Source organism: Saccharothrix variisporea (assembly GCF_003634995.1).
GTDB classification, from domain to species: domain Bacteria; phylum Actinomycetota; class Actinomycetes; order Mycobacteriales; family Pseudonocardiaceae; genus Actinosynnema; species Actinosynnema variisporeum.
This window is the reverse complement of the sequence record NZ_RBXR01000001.1, coordinates 3,656,703-3,674,799: the sequence shown is the minus strand read 5'-3', so window position 1 is coordinate 3,674,799 and position 18,097 is coordinate 3,656,703. Positions and strand designations below refer to the sequence as shown.

The following is an 18,097-nucleotide window of genomic DNA, read 5'->3' as shown; positions in this document are numbered from 1 at the left end:
TGACCCCGCAGTCCACCGCCACGTAACCTGATACACGGCCCGCCGTCCGGTGGGCCCTGTCGTGCGAAGCCCAGTCCACGAAAGCTTGAGTGGCACTGTGGCGCGCGTGGCCCTGTCCGTCGAGTAGCAGGAGACTTCCGTCCCGATGTACGCGATCGTCAAGACCGGCGGCAAGCAGTACAAGGTGGCTGTCGGCGACGTCGTCGAGGTCGAGAAGCTCGAAGGCGAGCCGGGCACCGAAATCACCTTCCCGGCGCCGCTTCTCGTCGTGGACGGCTCCGACGTCACCGCCGACGCCGACGCCCTGGGAAAGATCTCGGTGACCGGCAAGGTCGTCGAGCAGACCAAGGGTCCCAAGATCCGCATCCACAAGTTCAAGAACAAGACCGGCTACCACAAGCGCCAGGGTCACCGCCAGAAGCTGACCCGCGTCGAGGTCACCGGCATCACCGGTAAGTGAGGATCTGACTAGCCATGGCACACAAGAAGGGTGCATCCAGCTCCCGCAACGGCCGTGACTCGAACCCCCAGTACCTCGGGGTCAAGCGGTTCGGCGGTCAGGTCGTCAAGGCCGGCGAGATCCTGATCCGCCAGCGCGGCACCAAGTTCCACCCCGGTGTGAACGTGGGTCGCGGCAAGGACGACACGCTGTTCGCGCTGGCCGCCGGTGCGGTCGAGTTCGGCACGAAGCGGGGCCGCAAGACCGTGAACATCGTTCCGGTCGAGGCCGCTGCCTGAGTCACCACCTCCTGAGCGCCGTGTGTCCGCGGGAATGCGCGGACCACGGCGCTCAGTAGTGTTTAACGCAGACGTTCCACCTAGCGCTTGGAAGTGATTCCCCGTGTCCCGTTTTGTCGACCGGGTGGTGATCCACGTCGCCGCCGGTGACGGCGGCAACGGGGTCGCCTCCGTGCACCGCGAGAAGTTCAAGCCGCTGGGCGGCCCGGACGGCGGCAACGGCGGCAAGGGCGGCGACGTCGTCCTCATCGTCGACTCGCAGGTGCACACGCTGCTCGACTTCCACTTCCGCCCGCACGCCGCCGCCGGCAACGGCAAGGGTGGCGCGGGCGGCAACCGGGACGGCGCGAACGGCGCCGACCTGGAGCTGCGCGTCCCCGAGGGCACCGTGGTGCTCACCCCGGACGGCGAGGTGCTCGCCGACCTGGTGGGCGAGGGCACCCGCATGATCGCCGCGCAGGGCGGCCGCGGCGGCCTGGGCAACGCGGCGCTCGCGTCCAAGGCCCGCAAGGCCCCCGGATTCGCTCTTCTGGGTGAACCCGGCGAGAAGCACGACCTCGTGCTGGAGCTGAAGTCCGTCGCCGACGTGGGCCTGCTGGGCTTCCCGTCGGCGGGCAAGTCGTCGCTGATCTCGGTGCTGTCCGCGGCCAAGCCGAAGATCGCCGACTACCCGTTCACCACCCTCGTGCCGAACCTCGGCGTGATCACCGCCGGCGAGACGGTGTTCACCATGGCCGACGTGCCGGGCCTGATCCCGGGCGCGTCCGAGGGCAAGGGCCTGGGCCTGGACTTCCTGCGGCACATCGAGCGCTGCGCGGTGCTGGTGCACGTCGTGGACTGCGCGACCTACGAGACCGACCGCGACCCGCTGTCCGACATCGACGCGCTGGAGGAGGAGCTGGCGAAGTACACGCCCTCCCTGGCGGACGACCTCGCCGAACGCCCCCGCGTCGTCGTGCTGAACAAGATCGACATCCCCGAGGCCCGTGACCTGGCGGACATGGTGAAGCCCGACATCGAGGCCCGCGGCCTGCCGGTGTTCGAGGTCTCCACGGCCAGCCGCGAGGGCCTGCGGGAGCTGACGTTCGCCCTCGGGCGGATCGTCGAGGAGTACCGGGCCTCGCGGCCCCAGCAGGAGGCGACCCGGATCGTCCTGCGGCCGACCGCCGTGGACGACTCGGGCTTCACCGTCGTCGAGGACCCGCAGACACCGGGCGGGTTCATCGTGCGCGGCGAGCGCCCGGAGCGCTGGATCCGGCAGACGGACTTCAGCAACGACGAGGCCGTCGGCTACCTCGCCGACCGCCTCGCCCGTCTGGGCGTGGAGGACGTGCTGGTCAAGATGGGTGCGGTCCCCGGCGCCCAGGTCACCATCGGCGACCTGGTGTTCGACTGGGAACCGTCCACCCCGGCCGGTATCGCCGCCGTGGCCATGACCGGCCGCGGCACCGACGCCCGCCTCGAACCCCACAACCGGGTCGGCGCCGCCGAGCGCCTCGCGGCCAAGAAGGCGCGCCGCCTCCCCGGCACCTATGACGAGGACCTCGAAGAGGAAGAGTGATCGGGTCGGTGTTGTCCCAGGCCCGGCAGGCCGTCGCGGCGGCGGGCCGGGTCGTGGTCAAGGTCGGGTCGTCGTCGCTGACCACCGCGCAGGGCGGCCTGGACCGGGCCCGCCTGGACGCCCTGGTCGACGCGGTCGCCGCCCGGTGCGCGGCGGGCAGCCAGGTGGTGCTGGTGTCCTCCGGCGCCATCGCGGCCGGCCTGGCACCGCTGGGCGTCACCCGCCGCCCCCGTGACCTGGCCACCCAGCAGGCAGCCGCCAGCGTCGGCCAACTGGCGTTGGCGCACGCCTACGCCAACTCCTTCGGCCGCTACCAGCTCACCGTCGGCCAGGTGCTGCTCACCGCCGACGACGTCGTCCGCCGCTCCCACTACCGCAACGCCCAGCGCACGTTCTCCCGCCTCCTGGCCCTCGGCGCGGTCCCGGTCGTCAACGAGAACGACACGGTCGCCACCGAGGAGATCCGCTTCGGCGACAACGACCGCCTGGCCGCCCTGGTAGCCCACCTGGTCGGCGCGGACGCCCTGTTCCTCCTCTCCGATGTCGACGCCCTCTACGACGGCGACCCCCGCCGCCCCGGCGCACAGCGCATCACCGAGGTCACCGGTGCCGCCGACGTGGACGGCGTGCGCGCCGGCACGGTCGGCGCATCCGGCCTCGGCACCGGCGGCATGGCCTCCAAACTCGCCGCCGCGCGCCTGGCCGCGTCCGCCGGCATCCCGGTCCTGCTGGCAGGCGCGGCCGACGCCGCCCGAGCCCTGAGCCAAGCCGACGTGGGCACGGCCTTCGCCGTGACCGGCCCACGCCTGACCGCGAGGCGCTTCTGGCTGGGCCACGCCGCCGACGCCACCGGCCGCCTCACCCTGGACGACGGCGCGGTAGCGGCCGTGGTCGACCGCCGCCGCTCCCTCCTGGCCGCGGGCATCACGTCCGTGGAGGGCGCGTTCGAAGCCGGCGACGTGGTCGAGCTGGTCGACCTGTCCGGCCACGTGGTGGCCCGAGGCGTGGTGGCCTTCGACGCGACAGAGCTACCGGCCCTGATCGGCCGCTCCAGCCACGACCTCCCGGCCGAACAACGCCGCGAGGTCGTCCACGCCGACGACCTCGTACCCCTCCCACGCCACTAGCCCGGCCCTGCCGCAGCCCGGCCCTGCCGCAGCCCGGTCCTACCGCAGCTCGGGCTTACCGCAGCTCGGCACCCTTGGTCTCCGGGAGCGTGAGGATCGCCAGGAACGCCACGGCCGCACCCACCGCCACGTACCAGAAGAACAAGCTCCCCGGCAGCACCTTGATGACCAGCGGCGCGGTGCCGCCGAACAACGCGACCGTCAGGTTGTACCAAGCGCCGATGCCGAGACCTCGCAGCTCCGTCGGGAAGAGCTCGCTCATCACCGCCGGAGCGATCGACGTCATCGCCGTGTACAACCCGAGCCCCACGCAGAACACCACGAGCAGCCCGCCCAGCCCCGGCCTGATCAACGTCGACAGCGGCACCACCAACACCGCCGTCGCCGCCGACCACACCAGCAGCTGCGGCTTGCGCCCGTACCGGTCCGACAGCGCGCCCATCGGGTACTGGAGGGCGATGAACAGGACCGTCGCGATCGACAGCGCCAGGAACACGTCTCCCGCGTCCGCCTTCCGCGTGGTGACCGCGAACGGCGTCAGGGCGCTGAAGAACGTGTAGTAGCACAGCGTCGACAGCATCGTGAAGCCCACGAGCCGGCCCACGGCCTTGGGGTGCTCCCGCAACGTCGTCGTCAGCGGACGCCGCAGCCGCTCGGCCTTCGCCTTGTTGTGCGCGAACTGTTCCGTTTCCTCCAAACTCCTCCTCAGCCACAGCCCGACCAGCCCCAGCACGCCGCCGATCAGGAACGGGATCCGCCACCCGAACGCCGCCAGGTCGGCCTTGGACAGCGTCCGCGCGAGCAGCAGCCCGAGCAGCGACGCCACCAGCAACGCGCTGCCGGTGGAGATGTAGAAGAACGCCGAGTACCGGCCACGCCGGTCGGCCGGCGCGATCTCCGCCAGGTAGGCCGACGCGTTCGACACCTCACCGCCCAGCGACAACCCCTGCGCGATCCGCGCGAGCAACAGCAGGACCGGTGACAGCCACCCCACCTGGTCGTAGGTGGGCAGCAGCCCGATCGCCGCCGACCCGCCGGCCATCAGCACGATGGTCAGGAGCATCGCCGTCCGCCGCCCGCGCAGGTCGGCGAACCGACCCAGCAGGTACCCGCCGAGCGGGCGGAAGAAGAACGCCAGCGCGTACGCCGCCAACGTGTTGATCAGCGCGAGGTTCTCGTTCTCCTTGGGGAAGATCTGCGTCGCGAAGTAGATCGAGAACGTTGCGTAGACGGTCCAGTCGTACCACTCGGTCGCGTTGCCGATGCTCGCCGCCACCAGCTTGCGGATCGGTAGCCGGTGCCCCTGCCGGACGGCGGTCGCCTCGCTCATGCCGGACCTCCCCGTCGATCGGTCGTCTCAGCCATGTTGGGACCTTTCCACGGCCGATCGAGGTTGGGGAAGAGCCGGCAAGCGCCCCTGTTCGGGGACGCGGTGGCCCTGCCGTCCCGATGGGTGTCTCATGCCCTCCATTCCCGGGCCAGCAGCCCGAAGATCAGGTCGTCGGTCCACTCACCCTTGATCCACGTGTGTTCGACCAGGTGTCCCTCGCGGCGGAAACCCAGCCGTGCCAGCAACTTCGCCGACGCCTCGTTGCGCGCGTCGCACTCGGCGGAGACCTTGTGCAACCCCCGCTCGGCGAACAGGTGGTCCAGCACGCGCCGCACCGCCTCGGACGCGTACCCCTTGCGTTGGTGCGGCGTTGCCACGGTGTAGCCGATCTCCGCCTGCCGCCTGTTCTCGTGCAGGTTCACCCCGACGTCGCCGACGAGCACCCCGTCCGCTTCGACGGCGTACTGGAACCAGCCCGGCTCGGCCGGGTCCAGTCCCGCCACCTCGCGCACGAACTCCTCCGCCAGCGCCAACGGGAACGGCGGTTCCCACGACTGGTAGCGCGCCACACCGGGATCGGACCGGTAGGCGGAGAACGCCGGGGCGTCCTCCGGTCGGAAACGGCGCAACACCAACCGTTCCGTGGCAAGCATCAGGCCGTCACCGCCGTCCGTTCTGTGGCGATCATCAGGCCGTCACCGCCAACGCGAACGGCAGCACGGACCTCGCACCCGCCTGCCGCAGCAGCCGCGCCGCGACCGTCATCGTCCACCCGGTGTCGATCCGGTCGTCCACCAACAGCACCGGTCCGTCCACTGTGGACAAGTCGGGTGTCTCGGTCGTCCGGACCAGGCCGGCCAACCGCTGCGCGCTGTTCGCCCGCCGCATGGCTTCACCCAGCCACACGTGGCCGAGCAGCGGCAGCCGCCCCACGTCGGAGATCCGCCGGGCGAAGCTGTCCACCAGCCGCGGGTGTGTTCGCGACCCCACCGCCACGACCCCCACCGGCCGCTCGGTCCAGCCCCACGCGGACAGCACCTTCACGCACGCCGCGAACACGTCATCCGGTACCTCCTGGTCCTCCTCGTTGAACAGCGCCCGCAACCGGTTGCCCCAGCCGATGTCGGTCAGCCGGCCCAGCGCCCGGCCGGTCTCGGCGGCCTCGCCCGCCGGGATCCGCCCGGACAGCCCCACACCGACCGCCGCCATCCCGGTCGGCCACTGCTTGCGCGGCTCGACCGACACCCCGGGCCGCAGCAACTTCTCCCGCGCCGCTGTCGCCGCGGCCGACGACACCTCCGCGGACCACCGCTTCCCGGTGCAGTTGTCGCACCGCCCGCACGGCGCGGCGTGCGGATCGTCCAACTGCCGCAACAGGAACTCCATGCGACAACCGTCGGTCGCCAGGTAGTCGAGCACCGCGCGCTGCTCGACCTGCCGTGCCGCCTCGATCCGCGCGTACCGGTCCCCGTCGTAGGACCAGGGCCGCCCGGTCGACTCCCACCCGCCGCGGACGCGCCGCACCGCGCCGTCCACGTCGAGCACCTTCAGCACCACTTCCAGCCGTGTCCGGGACAGCTCCACCAACGGCTCCAGCGCCGCCGTCGACAGCACCCGTCCGGCGTCGGCCAGTGCGTCCAGCACCTGCCGCACGACCCGTTCGGGCGGGAACGCCAGGGACGCGAAGTACGCCCAGATGTCCCGGTCCTCCGGACCCGGCAGCAGGAGGACCTCGGCCCGCTCCACGCCGCGGCCCGCACGTCCGATCTGCTGGTAGTACGCGATGGGGGAGGGTGGTGCGCCCAGGTGCACCACGAACCCCAGGTCCGGCTTGTCGAACCCCATGCCCAGCGCCGACGTGGCCACCAGCGCCTTCACGCGGTTCTCCAGCAGGTCCTGCTCGGCGCGCTGCCGCTCCGCCGGGTCCGTGCGCCCGGAGTAGGCCGCCACCTCGAACCCGCGTTCCCGGAGGAAGGCCGCCACGTCGTCCGCGGAAGCCACGGTCAGCGTGTAGACGATCCCGGAGCCCGGCAGCTCGGGGAGCCGGTCGGCCAGCCACCCCAGCCTGGCCTCCGCCCCCGGCAGCCGCACCACCGACAGCCGCAGGCTCTCCCGGTCCAGCGGACCGCGCAGCACCAGCGTGTCGGAACCCGCGCCCAACCCCAGTTGCTCGGCCACGTCCCGCACCACCCGGTCGTTGGCCGTCGCGGTCGTCGCGAGCACCGGCACCCCGGCCGGCAACTCGGTGAGCAACGTCCGCAGCCGCCGGTAGTCGGGCCGGAAGTCGTGGCCCCAGTCGGAGATGCAATGGGCCTCGTCGACCACCAGCAGCCCCGCCGATGATGTCAGCGCCGGCAGGACCGAGTCACGGAAATCCGGATTGTTCAACCTTTCCGGTGAAACGAGCAGGACGTCCACTTCGCCCGCCGCCACCCGGTCCTGGACACCCTGCCACTCGTCGGTGTTGGCGGAGTTGATCGTGGCCGCGTGCACGCCCGCGCGCGCCGCCGCGTCGACCTGGTTGCGCATCAACGCCAACAGCGGCGACACGATCACCGTCGGTCCCTCGCCCAGCGACCGCAGCAACGCCGTGGCGATGAAGTACACCGCCGACTTGCCCCACCCCGTCCGCTGCACGACCAGCGCCCGCCGACGCTCGGCGACCAGCGCCCGGATGGCTGTCCACTGGTCCTCGCGCAGCACCGCGGCGGGCCCGCCAGGGCCCGCAGCCGTTCTTCGGCCAGTTCGCGCAACGCCATCTCGTCCACGTCGAACACCATCCCAGAGGCCACCGACAATTCGGCCGCCCCGGCGGAGTTCCGGGTCCTGGGAACCTGCGAGACTTACCCGGACGGGTGACCGTAGTCTGGTTCACGTGACTGATGACCTGCGCGAACAGGTGCACGCCGCCGCCCGGCGCGCCCGTGTCGCGGCCGACGACCTGGTCCTGGCCACCCGCGAGCGCAAGGACGCCGCGCTGCACGAGATGGCCGCCGCGCTGCGCGCCCGTGCGCCAGAGGTCCTCGAAGCTAACGCCAAGGACATCGAGGCCGGTCGCGCCGCCGGCCTGTCGGAGGGCCTGCTGGACCGCCTCGCGCTCACCGAGAAGCGCATCGACGGCGTGGCCCGGGGCCTGGAGACCGTGGCAGGCCTGCCCGACCCGGTGGGCGAGGTGCTGCGCGGCTCGATCCTGCCCAACGGCCTGGAGTTGCGGCAGGTCCGCGTCCCGATGGGCGTGGTCGGCATGGTCTACGAGGCCCGCCCGAACGTGACCGTGGACGCCGCCGGCCTCGCGCTGAAGTCCGGCAACGCCGCCCTGCTGCGCGGCTCGTCGTCCGCCGAGCACTCGAACACCGCGCTGGTCGCGATCCTGCGCGACGCGCTGGAGACGGCCGGCCTGCCCGCCGACGCCGTGCAGTTGCTGCCCTGCCACGACCGTGCGTCGGTGACCCACCTCATCACCGCGCGGGGCTTGGTCGACCTGGTCATCCCGCGCGGCGGGGCGGGCCTGATCAACGCCGTGGTGCAGCAGGCGACCGTGCCGACGATCGAGACCGGCGTCGGCAACTGCCACGTCTACGTGGACGCGACCGCCGACCTGGACATGGCGGAGAAGATCGTCCTCAACTCCAAGACCCGCCGCACCAGCGTGTGCAACGCGGCCGAGTCGTTGTTGGTGCACGCCGCCATCGCGGACGAGTTCGTCCCGCGGATCACGGCTGCCTTGCGCGACCACGAAGTCACCGTGCACGGCGATGAGACCTTCGCGCGCCTAGACGGCGTCGTAGCGGCTACGGACGACGACTGGGACACCGAGTACCTGTCCTTGGACATCGCCGCCCGCGTGGTGGACTCGCTGGACGAGGCCGTGCGGCACATCGCCGAGCACGGCTCCGGCCACACGGAGGCCATCGTGACCAGCGACGTCGCCGCCGCCCGCCGCTTCACCGCCCGGGTCGACGCGGCGGCGGTCATGGTCAACGCGTCCACCGCGTTCACCGACGGCGGCGAGTTCGGCATGGGCGCGGAGATCGGCATCTCCACCCAGAAGCTGCACGCGCGCGGTCCGATGGGCCTGGCCGAGCTGACCTCGTCGAAGTGGGTCGCGTGGGGCGAGGGGCACGTCCGGCCGTCGTCGTGACCGCGGGATCCATTGATCACCCACCGAGGGGCAACTGCACCCCGAAAGGCGGGTGACGTCGGCCTCGGGACGGGCAGACTGGTCGAGTCCGATCAGCCGTTCCGGTGAGGTGGTAGCCCGATGGGGAAGTGGCAGCTGCAAGTCGACGGTGGCAAGTGCGTCGCCAGCGGGATGTGCGAGGCGATCGCGCCCGACCACTTCCGGCTCGACGGCGTCTCGCAGCCGCTCGACCCCTCGGTCGACCCCGCCGACGTCGTCGTGGAGGCCGCCGAGTCGTGCCCGGTGGAGGCGATCCTGGTGCGCGGCTCGGACGGCGCGGTGGTCGCTCCGCGCGACTGACGCGGTGTGACCAGCGTCACTCGATCCGGTCAAAGAATCTTCATTCGATCGCGTCATAGCCGCTGAGGTGGCCCGTTTCACCGTTGCGCGGCTCTGCTTCGGGGTGGGCCGCGCGATCCGCGGAGGCGGCCTCCTCCCCCAGGGCCGCGGACGGGGAGTCGAGGTGCGCGGGCGGCCGTCGGGGACTGGACCGGCCGCCCGCGCACCGCGCGAACTACGCTCACGTCCCATGTCCAACCGCCGCATCGGCGTCATGGGTGGCACCTTCGACCCGGTGCACCACGGCCACCTCGTGGCCGCCAGCGAGGTCCAGGCCCGCTTCGACCTCGACGAGGTCGTGTTCGTGCCCACCGGCCAGCCCTGGCAGAAGAGCGAACGCGAGGTCAGCCCCGCCGAGGACCGCTACCTGATGACGGTCATCGCGACCGCCTCCAACCCGCGGTTCTCCGTCAGCCGGGTCGACATCGACCGAGGTGGCCCCACGTACACGGTGGACACGCTCACCGACCTCAAGGCGGCCTACCCGGACGCGGACCTGTTCTTCATCACCGGCGCCGACGCGCTGGAGCAAATCCTGTCGTGGCGGCGCGCGGACCACGTGTTCGACCTGGCCCACTTCATCGGCGTCACCCGGCCGGGCTATGAGTTGGACGACACCCACCTGCCACCCGGTGCGGTGTCCCTCGTGGAGGTGCCCGCGATGGCCATCTCCTCCACCGACGTGCGCGCCCGCAACGCCACCGGACTGCCCATCTGGTACCTCGTTCCGGACGGTGTCGTGCAGTACATCTCCAAGCGCAGGCTTTACTCGGTGCTTGACTGACGCCGGACGCCGGTACCCTCATTGACTCGTGCGGGTGTATCGGCACCCGCCGAGGTGATGAGGAGAGACGTGGCAGCCACCGACGAGGCACGACGGTTGGCGCTGGTCGCCGCTAACGCGGCGGCCGACAAGAAGGCGCACGACGTGATCGTGCTCGACGTGTCCGACCAGCTCGTGATCACGGACGCGTTCGTGATCGCGTCCGCTCCCAACGAGCGGCAGGTCGGCGCGATCGTGGACAACATCGAGGAGAAGCTGCGCGAAGCGGGCCGCAAGCCGGTCCGCCGCGAGGGCGCGCGCGAAGGCCGCTGGGTCCTGCTGGACTTCGTGGACGTCGTCGTGCACGTCCAGCACGTGGAAGAGCGCAGCTTCTACGGCCTCGAGCGGCTGTGGAAGGACTGCCCGCGCATCGAGTTCGACGCCGGGCCGAACGCCGTGACCGACGAGGTCGCCGAGGCATGACCCTCAACCGGCTCGTGCTGTGGCGGCACGGTGAGACCGACTACAACGCGACCGGTCGCATGCAGGGCCACCTGGACTCGGCGTTGACCGAGACCGGGTGGAACCAGGCGCGGTTCGCGGTGCCGGTGCTCGCCGGGTTCGCGCCCGAGCTGGTGGTGGCCTCCGACCTGCGGCGGGCGCGGGACACGGCCACCGTGTTCACCACCGCCACCGGCATCGGGCTGCGGATCGACGAGCGGCTGCGGGAGACCAACCTCGGCAAGTGGCAGGGCCTGACCTACGACGAGATCGAGGTCGAGTGGCCCGGCATGCTGGAGACGTGGCGGGCGGACGGGACCATCGCGCCGCCCGACGGCGAGGCCCGCGTGGAGGTCGCCGAACGGGCGCTGGAGGTCGTGTCCGCGGTCGACGCGGAGTTCAGCGGCACCGTGATGCTGTGCGCGCACGGCGGCCTGATCAGCGCGTTGACCGGGCGACTGCTGGACCTGCCGGTGGACCGGTGGGGCCTGCTCGGCGGCATCGGCAACTGCCACTGGACCGTGTTCACCCGCCGCCCCGGCGGGGACGGGTCGTGGCGCCTGTCGTCGTACAACGCCGGAACCACCCGGTGAGACTGCTCGTCCTCGGCGACTCGCTGACGTTCCACGGCCCCCAGGGACCCCTACCCGCGGATCATCCGCAGTTGTGGCCGAACGTCGCCGCAGCAGCCCTGGGTGGGCACGCGGAGCTTGTAGCCGGGTTCGGGTGGACCGCGCGGGACGCGTGGTGGGCGTTGACCGGTGATCCGCGCGTGTGGACGTTGTTGCCGCGTACGGACGTCCTTGTGCTCGCTGTGGGGCACATGGACACGCTGCCGTCGCCTCTGCCGACCTTCTTGCGGCAGGGGCTGCGCTACCTGCGTCCTGACGGGCTCCGCCGTCACGCGCGGTCGACCTACCGGACACTCCAGCCCCACTTGTCGCGTCTGCTGGGCGGCTATCCGGTGGCGTTGCCGCCGCACCTGACCGTTCGCTACCTGGACTCGTGCGTGCGTTCGGTGCATGCGTTGCAGCCGCACATCAAGGCCGTCGGGATGACACCCTCGGTGCATCGGTCACCTGCTTACGCGAACGTGCACAGCGGGCGTCCCGCTGCTGAGCGAGCGGTGCGGTCGTGGGCCGAGGGCGCTGGGGTGCCGTTGCTGGACGTGCCGGCGCTGGTCTCCGATCACGTCGCGTCACGGCATGGCAACCCGGACGGCATGCACTGGGGCTGGGAGGGGCACGCGCTGGTCGGCGCGGCCATGGCCGACCTCATCAGGTCCGTGGCGGTCAGCCACTCGGGCACGGCGGAGCCGTAGTCTCGGCACTCGTGTCCATCACGATCGTCACCGACTCCACGGCGTACCTGCCGGAAGGGTTCGCGGAGCGGCACGGCATCCGCGTCGTCCCGCTGCACGTGGCGGTGGACGGGCGCAGCGTGCTGGACGGGGTGGACTTCGGCCCGGAGGAGCTGGCGTCGGCGCTGGGGGAGCACCGGCGGGTGACCACGTCCCGGCCCACGCCCGGCGAGCTGGCGGACGTCTACCGGTCGGTGCTGGACCAGGGTGCGGACGGGATCGTGTCCGTGCACCTGTCCCGCGAGCTGTCGGGGACGTGGGAGGCGGCGCGGCTGGCGGCCGAGGAGGTCGATCCGGCCCGCATCCGGGTGGTCGACTCGCGGGCCACGGGCATGGGCCTGGGGTTCGCGGTGCTCGCCGCGTGTTCCGCCGGTGACGACCCGGTGTGCGTCGAGGAGGCGGCGGCACGGGCGGCCGAGCGGATGAAGATGTTCTTCTGCGTCGAGACGTTGGACCACCTGCGGCGGGGTGGTCGGATCGGTGCCGCGGCGGCGCTGGTGGGCACGGCGCTGGCCGTCAAGCCCTTGCTGCACGTGGACGACGGGCGGATCGTGCCGTTGGAGAAGGTGCGGACGACGAGCCGGGCGATCGGGCGGTTGGTCGACCTGGCGGCGGCAGCGGCCGGCACCGGACCGGTGGGCCTGGCCGTGCACCACTTGGCCGCGCCCGAGCGTGCCGCGGAGCTGGCAACACGGCTGGACGAGCGCGTGCCGGGGTCCACGGGGTGCCTGATTTCCGAGGTCGGCGCGGTGATCGGGGCACACACCGGGCCTGGGGTGCTGGGTGTTGTGGTGCTGCCTGGCGGCTACGAGTAGCGGCGAGTTATCCACAGGCCCTGAGTTGTCCACAGATCCGGATTCGGTGGTCGCGGACCTTGCGCCACTCGGCCTAGCGTCGACCACATGTTCGAGAACCGATCCGAAACCGCAACCGCACGACTCCAGGCCCTGATCGCGAAGTCCCAGGGCAAGCACCGGGCTCGCGAGGAGCCGCTGGTCGTCTTCACCTCTTCGTCGGGCGTCGATCCGCAGGGCGGTCTGCGCGCACTCCTGCACAGGCTGCCCGTGGCCCCGGTGCCGCGTCGGCGGATGATCTTCGTCGGCTTGGCGCTGGGCGTGCTCCTGGCGATCGCGCTCAGCCTGTGGTGGGAACGACCCGAGCCGGAGGCACCGCCACCGCTGCCGATGGCCGCGGCGGAGGTCACGCGCCTGCCCGAGGAGATCGTCGTCAACGTGGTGGGGGCTGTGCCCCGGCCCGGTCTTGTCACCGTCCCCAGCGGGGCGCGGGTGGCCGATGCCGTGATGGCGGCGGGCGGTGCACACCCCGGCACCGACCTCCAAGGCCTCAACCTCGCCCGCAAGGTCGCCGACGGGGAGCAGATCGCCGTCGGCATCCCACCTCAGCACCCCGACACCACCGTCGAACCCGTCAACCTCAACACCGCGACGAAGGAGCAACTGGACCAACTGCCCGGTGTGGGGCCCGTGACAGCGCAACGCATCGTCGAGCGGCGCCTGAAACGCGGTCCCTTCACCTCCATCGACCAACTAGGCGAGATAGAGGGCATCGGCGACGCGAAGCTCGCCAAGCTCGGAGACCTCGTCCGCCTCTGACAACCACCCCCACGCACGACCCGATTCCACGCACGCACCTCCCCTTCCCGTCCTTCGAACACGAGGAGGCAGTCATGCCCTTGCAGCACACCGTCGACCGCACTGGCGATCGACGGACCGACCACCGCTCGAAGGCCGTCCATCACGGCCCTGAGCGGCGCGGCGGCCCGTGAGCCCTCGCGCCCACCTGGTTCCCGCGGCACTGGCCGTGTGGGCGGCGGCCCTGGCGGGTCTGCTGTGGGCCTGGTGGTGGGCCGTGGTCATCGGTCTCGCGGCCGGCGTGATCGGTGTCCTGGTCCTCAGGTTCACGGCGGGCGCGACCGCTCGTCCGGTCCTCCGGAGCGCGCGGCCGGCGGCGGTGGCCATCGCGGTGGCCGGGCCGGTGGCGGCGTGCTGGATCGGTGTCCAGCTGCACACCTCGGCCCACCACCCGCTCCGGACGGCGGCCGAGCGCGGAGGGCCCACCACCCTCCGGTTCGAGCTGGACGACCGGCCGCACGGACTGCGCACCAGCGGGTTCGGCTCGCGGCAGGGCGGCGTCGACCTGGTCCGAGCCCAGGCGACGCTCGAGGACGGCGGCCGGTTGGTCGTGCTGGCGCCGGCGGCGACGTGGCGGACGCTCCTGCCCGGGCAGAGCGTGCTGGCACGTGGCTCGTTGGCCCCGGCTCGGCCCGGCGAGCCGACCGTCGCCCTGCTGCGGGTCCGCGGTCCGCCCCGCGAGGTCACCCCCGCACCGGTGTGGCAGCGCGCGGCGGAGGCGCTGCGGTCGGGCCTGCGGGACGCCGGCGGTGCGCTGGACCCGGAACCGGCGGGGCTGCTGCCCGCCCTGGTCGTCGGTGACACCTCGCGGCTGTCGCCCAGGGTGGTGGAGGAGTTCCGCACGGCCGGGCTGGCGCACCTGCTGGCGGTCAGCGGGGCGAACCTGGCGATCCTGTGCGGCGCGGTGCTGTTGCTGCTGCGGCTGCTGCCAGTCGGACCACGCGGGCGTGCGGCGGGGGCGATGGTCGCGCTGGTCGGGTTCGTCGTGCTCGCCGGTCCCGAGCCGAGCGTGCTGCGGGCGGCGGTGATGGGTGCGGTGGCGCTGCTCGCCCTGGTGTTGGGGCGGGAGCGGTCGGCGCTGCCGGCACTTGCGGCGTCCGTGGTGGTGCTCGTGCTGCACGACCCTGGGCTGGCGGTCGACCTCGGGTTCGGGCTGTCGGTCGTCGCCACGGCGGCGCTGGTGCTGCTGGCGCCGTCGTGGGCCGCCCGGCTGCGGGACCGGGGCGTGCCCGCCGGGCTGGCCGAGGCGTTGGCGGTGCCGGCGGCGGCGCACCTCGCCACGGCTCCGCTGATCGCCGGGTTCGCGGGAGAGGTGAGCCTCGTGGCCGTGCCGGCGAACCTGCTGGTGGCGCCGGTCGTCGCGCCGGTGACGGTGCTGGGCGTGGTGGCCGCCGGGCTGGCCCAGGTCCACGAGGGCTCGGCGCGGCTGGTGGTGGAGCTGGCCGGTCCGGCGGCGAGCTGGTTGGTGGCGGTCGGCCGGCACGCGGCGGCGGTGCCCGGGTCCGCGGTCGCGTGGCCGCAGGGCTTGGCCGGTGGCGCGGCGTTGGCCGGCGCGGTGGCGGTGGTCGCCGTGCTGCTGCGGCTGCGTCGGGTGCGGGTGCTGCTCGCGGCCGTCGTGGTCGGGCTGGCCGTGGTGCTGGCTCCGGTCGGGGTGTTCGCCCCGCGGTGGCCGGTGTCCGGGTGGGCGGTGGTCGCGTGCGACGTCGGGCAGGGCGACGCGGTCGTCCTGGCCACGGCCGAGCGTGGCCGAGCGGTGCTGGTCGACACCGGGCCCGATCCGGTGCCGGTGCTGGCGTGCCTGCGGCGGCTCGGGGTGCGGCAAGTGTCCTTGGTGGTGCTCAGCCACCTGCACGCCGACCACATCGGTGGGTTGGCGGCGGTGTTGGCCGAGCGGGGTGTGGGCGCGGTGGCGGTGGGTCCGTCGCGCGAACCGGAGTGGGCTTGGGAGGAGGTGCGGGAACAAGCGCGGGCGGCGGGTGTCCGCGTCGTGGAGCTGGGCGTCGGCCAGCGGCTGAGCTGGCCGGGGCTGGAACTGGACGTGCTGGGGCCGCGCGTGGTCCCGAGGGGCGACGAGAACACAGCGGTCAACGACGCCTCGCTGGTCCTGCGCGCGTCGACCCCGGCCGGGCGGGTCCTGCTCACCGGGGACGTCGAACTGGCAGGGCAGGCCGGGCTGCTCGATGCCCCGGTCGACCTGCGGGCCGACGTGCTGAAGGTGCCGCACCACGGGTCGCGGTACTCGTCGCCCGCGTTCCTCGCGGCGGTGCGGCCGAAGGTCGCGCTGGTCAGCGTGGGTGCGGGCAACCGCTACGGCCATCCCAGCGGCGTGCTGCTCGACACGCTCGCACGCCAGGGTGCGCTGGTCCTGCGCACCGACCGGGACGGCGACACCGCCGTCCTCCCCGGCCCGGATGGGCCGCGGATCGCCCGACGGGGCGACCCGATCGACAACTGAAGGGAAGAACCATGAGCAACGACAACGACAGTTGGATCCGCCTGCACACGGGGTGGTCGCCGCGCGAGGTGGGGTGGGCGCTGTGGCAGCCCGGCTACGTCGCCCATCCCTGGCCACGCGACGAGTTGGGACCGGACTTCGTCTTCTACATCTGCGACGACGTCGGGATCGGAAAGGACGGGCGTGCCGTCGTCGCCAAGGCGACGGTCACCAGGATGATTCCGACCACGGAGGTGGAGTCGCCCGAGGACGCCTACCAGCGCATCGCGGACGCCCTGTTCGACGACGAGCTGACGATCCTGCCCGAGAACTGGCGGGCCAACCGCTACAACGGGCACAAGTCGGCGGCGCCGTGGCCGCAGCTGCTCACCGCGTGGCGTGCGGACCTCGAGGAGGTGGGGCCGCACACGATGCCGGAGCTGTCCTCGTTCCCGCGCAGCGGTTGGCTGCGCACGTCCCGCCTCACCTTGTAACGGCAGCGGGACCGCGTCTGGCTTGCGCGCCAAGGCCTTTCGGCCTGAGGCGGGCGCGCAAGCCCGGCACGGTCCCGGAGCGGGGAGCGAACCCTTCGGGTCTCGGCAACCCCGGGCGCTCAGCCCGTGGGTCGCGGCGACCTCGGTGGGTTCAGTCCTTGAGGGCGTTGATGACGGCCTCGGCCGACGGCGGGACGTTCGCGCGCGGTCCCACGCGGTCGCCGAGGGCGTCGAGGGTCTTGAGGCCGTCGCCGGTGATCAGCAGCACGGTCTCGGCGTCGGGGTCGAGCTGCCCGGACTCGATGAGCTTCTTCGCGGTCGCCACGGTCACGCCGCCGGCGGTCTCCGCGAAGATGCCCTCGGTGCGGGCCAGCAGCCGGATGCCCTCGACGACCTCCTCGTCGGTGACGTCCTCGATGGCGCCGCCCGTGCGGCGGACCGCGTCGAGCACGTACGGGCCGTCGGCCGGGGCGCCGATCGCCAGCGAGCGGGCGATCGTGTCCGGGCGGACGGGGGAGACCACGTCGTGGCCAGCCTTGAAGGCGGCGGACACCGGGGAGCAGCCGGTGGCCTGGGCCCCGAACACCTTGTACGGGGTGGCCTCGACCAGGTCGAGCTCGCCGAGCTCGCGGAAGGCCTTGTCGACCTTGGTGAGCTGGGAACCGGAGGCGATCGGGACGACGATCTGGTCGGGCAGGCGCCAGCCGAGCTGCTCGGCCACCTCGTAGCCGAGGGTCTTCGAGCCCTCGGCGTAGTAGGGACGGACGTTGACGTTGACGAACGCCCAGTCCTCGTGCTCGGCGGCGAGCTCCTGCGCGAGGCGGTTCACGTCGTCGTAGTTGCCGTCGACGGTGATCAGGTTGCCGTCGTAGACGGCGGTCATGAGGATCTTGGCCCGTTCGAGGGAGGAGGGGACCAGCACGACCGACTGCCAGCCGGCGCGGGCCGCGGCGGCGGCGACGGCGTTTGCGAGGTTGCCGGTGGAGGGGCAGGCGAGGACCTTGAAGCCCAGCTCGCGGGCCGCCGCCAGGGCGACGCCGACGACGCGGTCCTTGAACGAGTGGGTGGGGTTGCCGGTGTCGTCCTTGACCCAGACCTTCCGGACACCCAGGGCCTTGGCGAGGTTGTCAGCCTCGACCAGGCGGGTGTGGCCGGGGTTGGTGTTGGGGTGCGACTCGACGTCCGACGGGACGGGGAGCAGGCCGCGGTAGCGCCAGATCGACCGGGGGCCCGCCTCGATGTCCTCGCGGCGGACGCGGCCGAAGTCGTAGGCGACTTCCAGCGGCCCGAAACACTCCAGACAGGCGTATTCCGGGGCGAGCGGGGTCTCGTGGCCGCACTCGCGACACGACAGGGCGCGAGCCGGGCCGAGGTCGAAGGAGGTGGCGGTCGAGGGCACACTGACAGCAGTCATCGCGAGGTTTCTCCTCATCTTTCCCGCCTGGCGGGTCGGAATTGGCACCGTGATCGGCAGTGCGCAGCACTGCAACGACGGGTTGCCGGGGCTTCTTCGGGCCGATCCCTCTGCCCCTCTGGATGAGCGGTATTCGGTTGTGCCCTCAACTTACGACACCATCCCGATCCCTAGCCAGATCCGTCCACCATCCGGACGGGGACG

17 protein-coding genes, 1 pseudogene and 1 riboswitch are annotated in these 18,097 nt (G+C 72.0%); of the genes and pseudogenes, 14 read left to right on the top strand and 4 right to left on the bottom strand.

Annotated features, from left to right (window positions below):
* Window positions 1–145: 145 nt before the first annotated feature.
* The 4 genes from rplU to proB all read left to right on the top strand — a co-directional run bounded on the left by rplU (window position 146) and on the right by proB (window position 3,426).
* Complete coding sequence (gene rplU, locus DFJ66_RS16340; protein WP_121222273.1) at window positions 146–460, top strand: 50S ribosomal protein L21; 315 nt, start codon at window positions 146–148, stop codon at window positions 458–460.
* Window positions 461–474: 14 nt separating this feature from the next.
* Window positions 475–738: a 50S ribosomal protein L27 gene (rpmA, locus tag DFJ66_RS16335; RefSeq protein WP_121222272.1), complete on the top strand. Its 264-nt coding sequence runs from the start codon at window positions 475–477 to the stop codon at window positions 736–738.
* Between the two features lie 103 nt (window positions 739–841).
* A complete protein-coding gene (obgE, locus tag DFJ66_RS16330; protein ID WP_121222271.1) occupies window positions 842–2,299 on the top strand; it encodes a GTPase ObgE in 1,458 nt (485 codons plus the stop codon).
* Between the two features lie 11 nt (window positions 2,300–2,310).
* Window positions 2,311–3,426 carry a glutamate 5-kinase gene (gene proB / locus DFJ66_RS16325; protein ID WP_121231266.1) on the top strand — a complete coding sequence of 372 codons (1,116 nt, stop codon included), beginning with the start codon at window positions 2,311–2,313 and terminating at the stop codon, window positions 3,424–3,426.
* Window positions 3,427–3,481: 55 nt separating this feature from the next.
* Here proB and DFJ66_RS16320 read toward each other — a convergent pair whose 3' ends face one another.
* The 3 genes and pseudogenes from DFJ66_RS16320 to DFJ66_RS16310 all read right to left on the bottom strand — a co-directional run bounded on the left by DFJ66_RS16320 (window position 3,482) and on the right by DFJ66_RS16310 (window position 7,536).
* The gene (locus tag DFJ66_RS16320) at window positions 3,482–4,756 is read right to left on the bottom strand and encodes an MFS transporter (protein ID WP_121222270.1); all 1,275 of its coding nucleotides are present in this window, start codon (window positions 4,754–4,756) and stop codon (window positions 3,482–3,484) included.
* Between the two features lie 128 nt (window positions 4,757–4,884).
* Entirely contained in the window at window positions 4,885–5,409 is a 525-nt protein-coding gene (locus DFJ66_RS16315; RefSeq protein WP_121222269.1) for a GNAT family N-acetyltransferase, read from the bottom strand.
* Between the two features lie 34 nt (window positions 5,410–5,443).
* Window positions 5,444–7,536, bottom strand: a pseudogene (locus DFJ66_RS16310) (RecQ family ATP-dependent DNA helicase).
* Window positions 7,537–7,631: 95 nt separating this feature from the next.
* Here DFJ66_RS16310 and DFJ66_RS16305 point away from each other — a divergent pair.
* The 10 genes from DFJ66_RS16305 (at window position 7,632) to DFJ66_RS16260 (ending at window position 16,479) form a co-directional block, all read left to right on the top strand.
* Window positions 7,632–8,897: a glutamate-5-semialdehyde dehydrogenase gene (locus DFJ66_RS16305; protein WP_121222267.1), complete on the top strand. Its 1,266-nt coding sequence runs from the start codon at window positions 7,632–7,634 to the stop codon at window positions 8,895–8,897.
* A 120-nt stretch (window positions 8,898–9,017) separates the two neighbouring features.
* Window positions 9,018–9,236: a ferredoxin gene (locus DFJ66_RS16300; RefSeq protein WP_121222266.1), complete on the top strand. Its 219-nt coding sequence runs from the start codon at window positions 9,018–9,020 to the stop codon at window positions 9,234–9,236.
* A 229-nt stretch (window positions 9,237–9,465) separates the two neighbouring features.
* Complete coding sequence (gene nadD / locus DFJ66_RS16295; RefSeq protein ID WP_121222265.1) at window positions 9,466–10,059, top strand: nicotinate-nucleotide adenylyltransferase; 594 nt, start codon at window positions 9,466–9,468, stop codon at window positions 10,057–10,059.
* A gap of 69 nt (window positions 10,060–10,128) precedes the next feature.
* The gene (gene rsfS, locus DFJ66_RS16290) at window positions 10,129–10,521 is read left to right on the top strand and encodes a ribosome silencing factor (protein ID WP_121222264.1); all 393 of its coding nucleotides are present in this window, start codon (window positions 10,129–10,131) and stop codon (window positions 10,519–10,521) included.
* Window positions 10,518–11,132: a histidine phosphatase family protein gene (locus tag DFJ66_RS16285; RefSeq protein WP_121222263.1), complete on the top strand. Its 615-nt coding sequence runs from the start codon at window positions 10,518–10,520 to the stop codon at window positions 11,130–11,132. Before rsfS ends, DFJ66_RS16285 begins: the two co-directional genes overlap by 4 nt.
* Entirely contained in the window at window positions 11,129–11,860 is a 732-nt protein-coding gene (gene octT / locus DFJ66_RS16280; protein WP_170199433.1) for a diglucosylglycerate octanoyltransferase, read from the top strand. The genes DFJ66_RS16285 and octT overlap by 4 nt, the downstream gene beginning before the upstream one ends.
* Before the next feature lie 11 nt (window positions 11,861–11,871).
* Entirely contained in the window at window positions 11,872–12,714 is an 843-nt protein-coding gene (locus DFJ66_RS16275) for a DegV family protein (protein ID WP_121222261.1), read from the top strand.
* 87 nt (window positions 12,715–12,801) lie between these two features.
* The gene (locus tag DFJ66_RS16270; protein ID WP_246029781.1) at window positions 12,802–13,512 is read left to right on the top strand and encodes a ComEA family DNA-binding protein; all 711 of its coding nucleotides are present in this window, start codon (window positions 12,802–12,804) and stop codon (window positions 13,510–13,512) included.
* Between the two features lie 169 nt (window positions 13,513–13,681).
* Complete coding sequence (locus DFJ66_RS16265) at window positions 13,682–16,006, top strand: DNA internalization-related competence protein ComEC/Rec2 (RefSeq protein ID WP_121222260.1); 2,325 nt, start codon at window positions 13,682–13,684, stop codon at window positions 16,004–16,006.
* Between the two features lie 11 nt (window positions 16,007–16,017).
* On the top strand, window positions 16,018–16,479 hold the full coding sequence (locus DFJ66_RS16260; protein ID WP_121222259.1) for a hypothetical protein: 462 nt from the start codon (window positions 16,018–16,020) through the stop codon (window positions 16,477–16,479).
* Between the two features lie 151 nt (window positions 16,480–16,630).
* Here DFJ66_RS16260 and thrC read toward each other — a convergent pair whose 3' ends face one another.
* Window positions 16,631–17,893 (bottom strand): threonine synthase, encoded by a 1,263-nt coding sequence (gene thrC, locus DFJ66_RS16255; protein WP_121222258.1) that lies wholly within the window; start codon window positions 17,891–17,893, stop codon window positions 16,631–16,633.
* Between the two features lie 11 nt (window positions 17,894–17,904).
* A riboswitch (SAM riboswitch) is annotated at window positions 17,905–18,022 on the bottom strand.
* Window positions 18,023–18,097 lie beyond the last annotated feature (75 nt).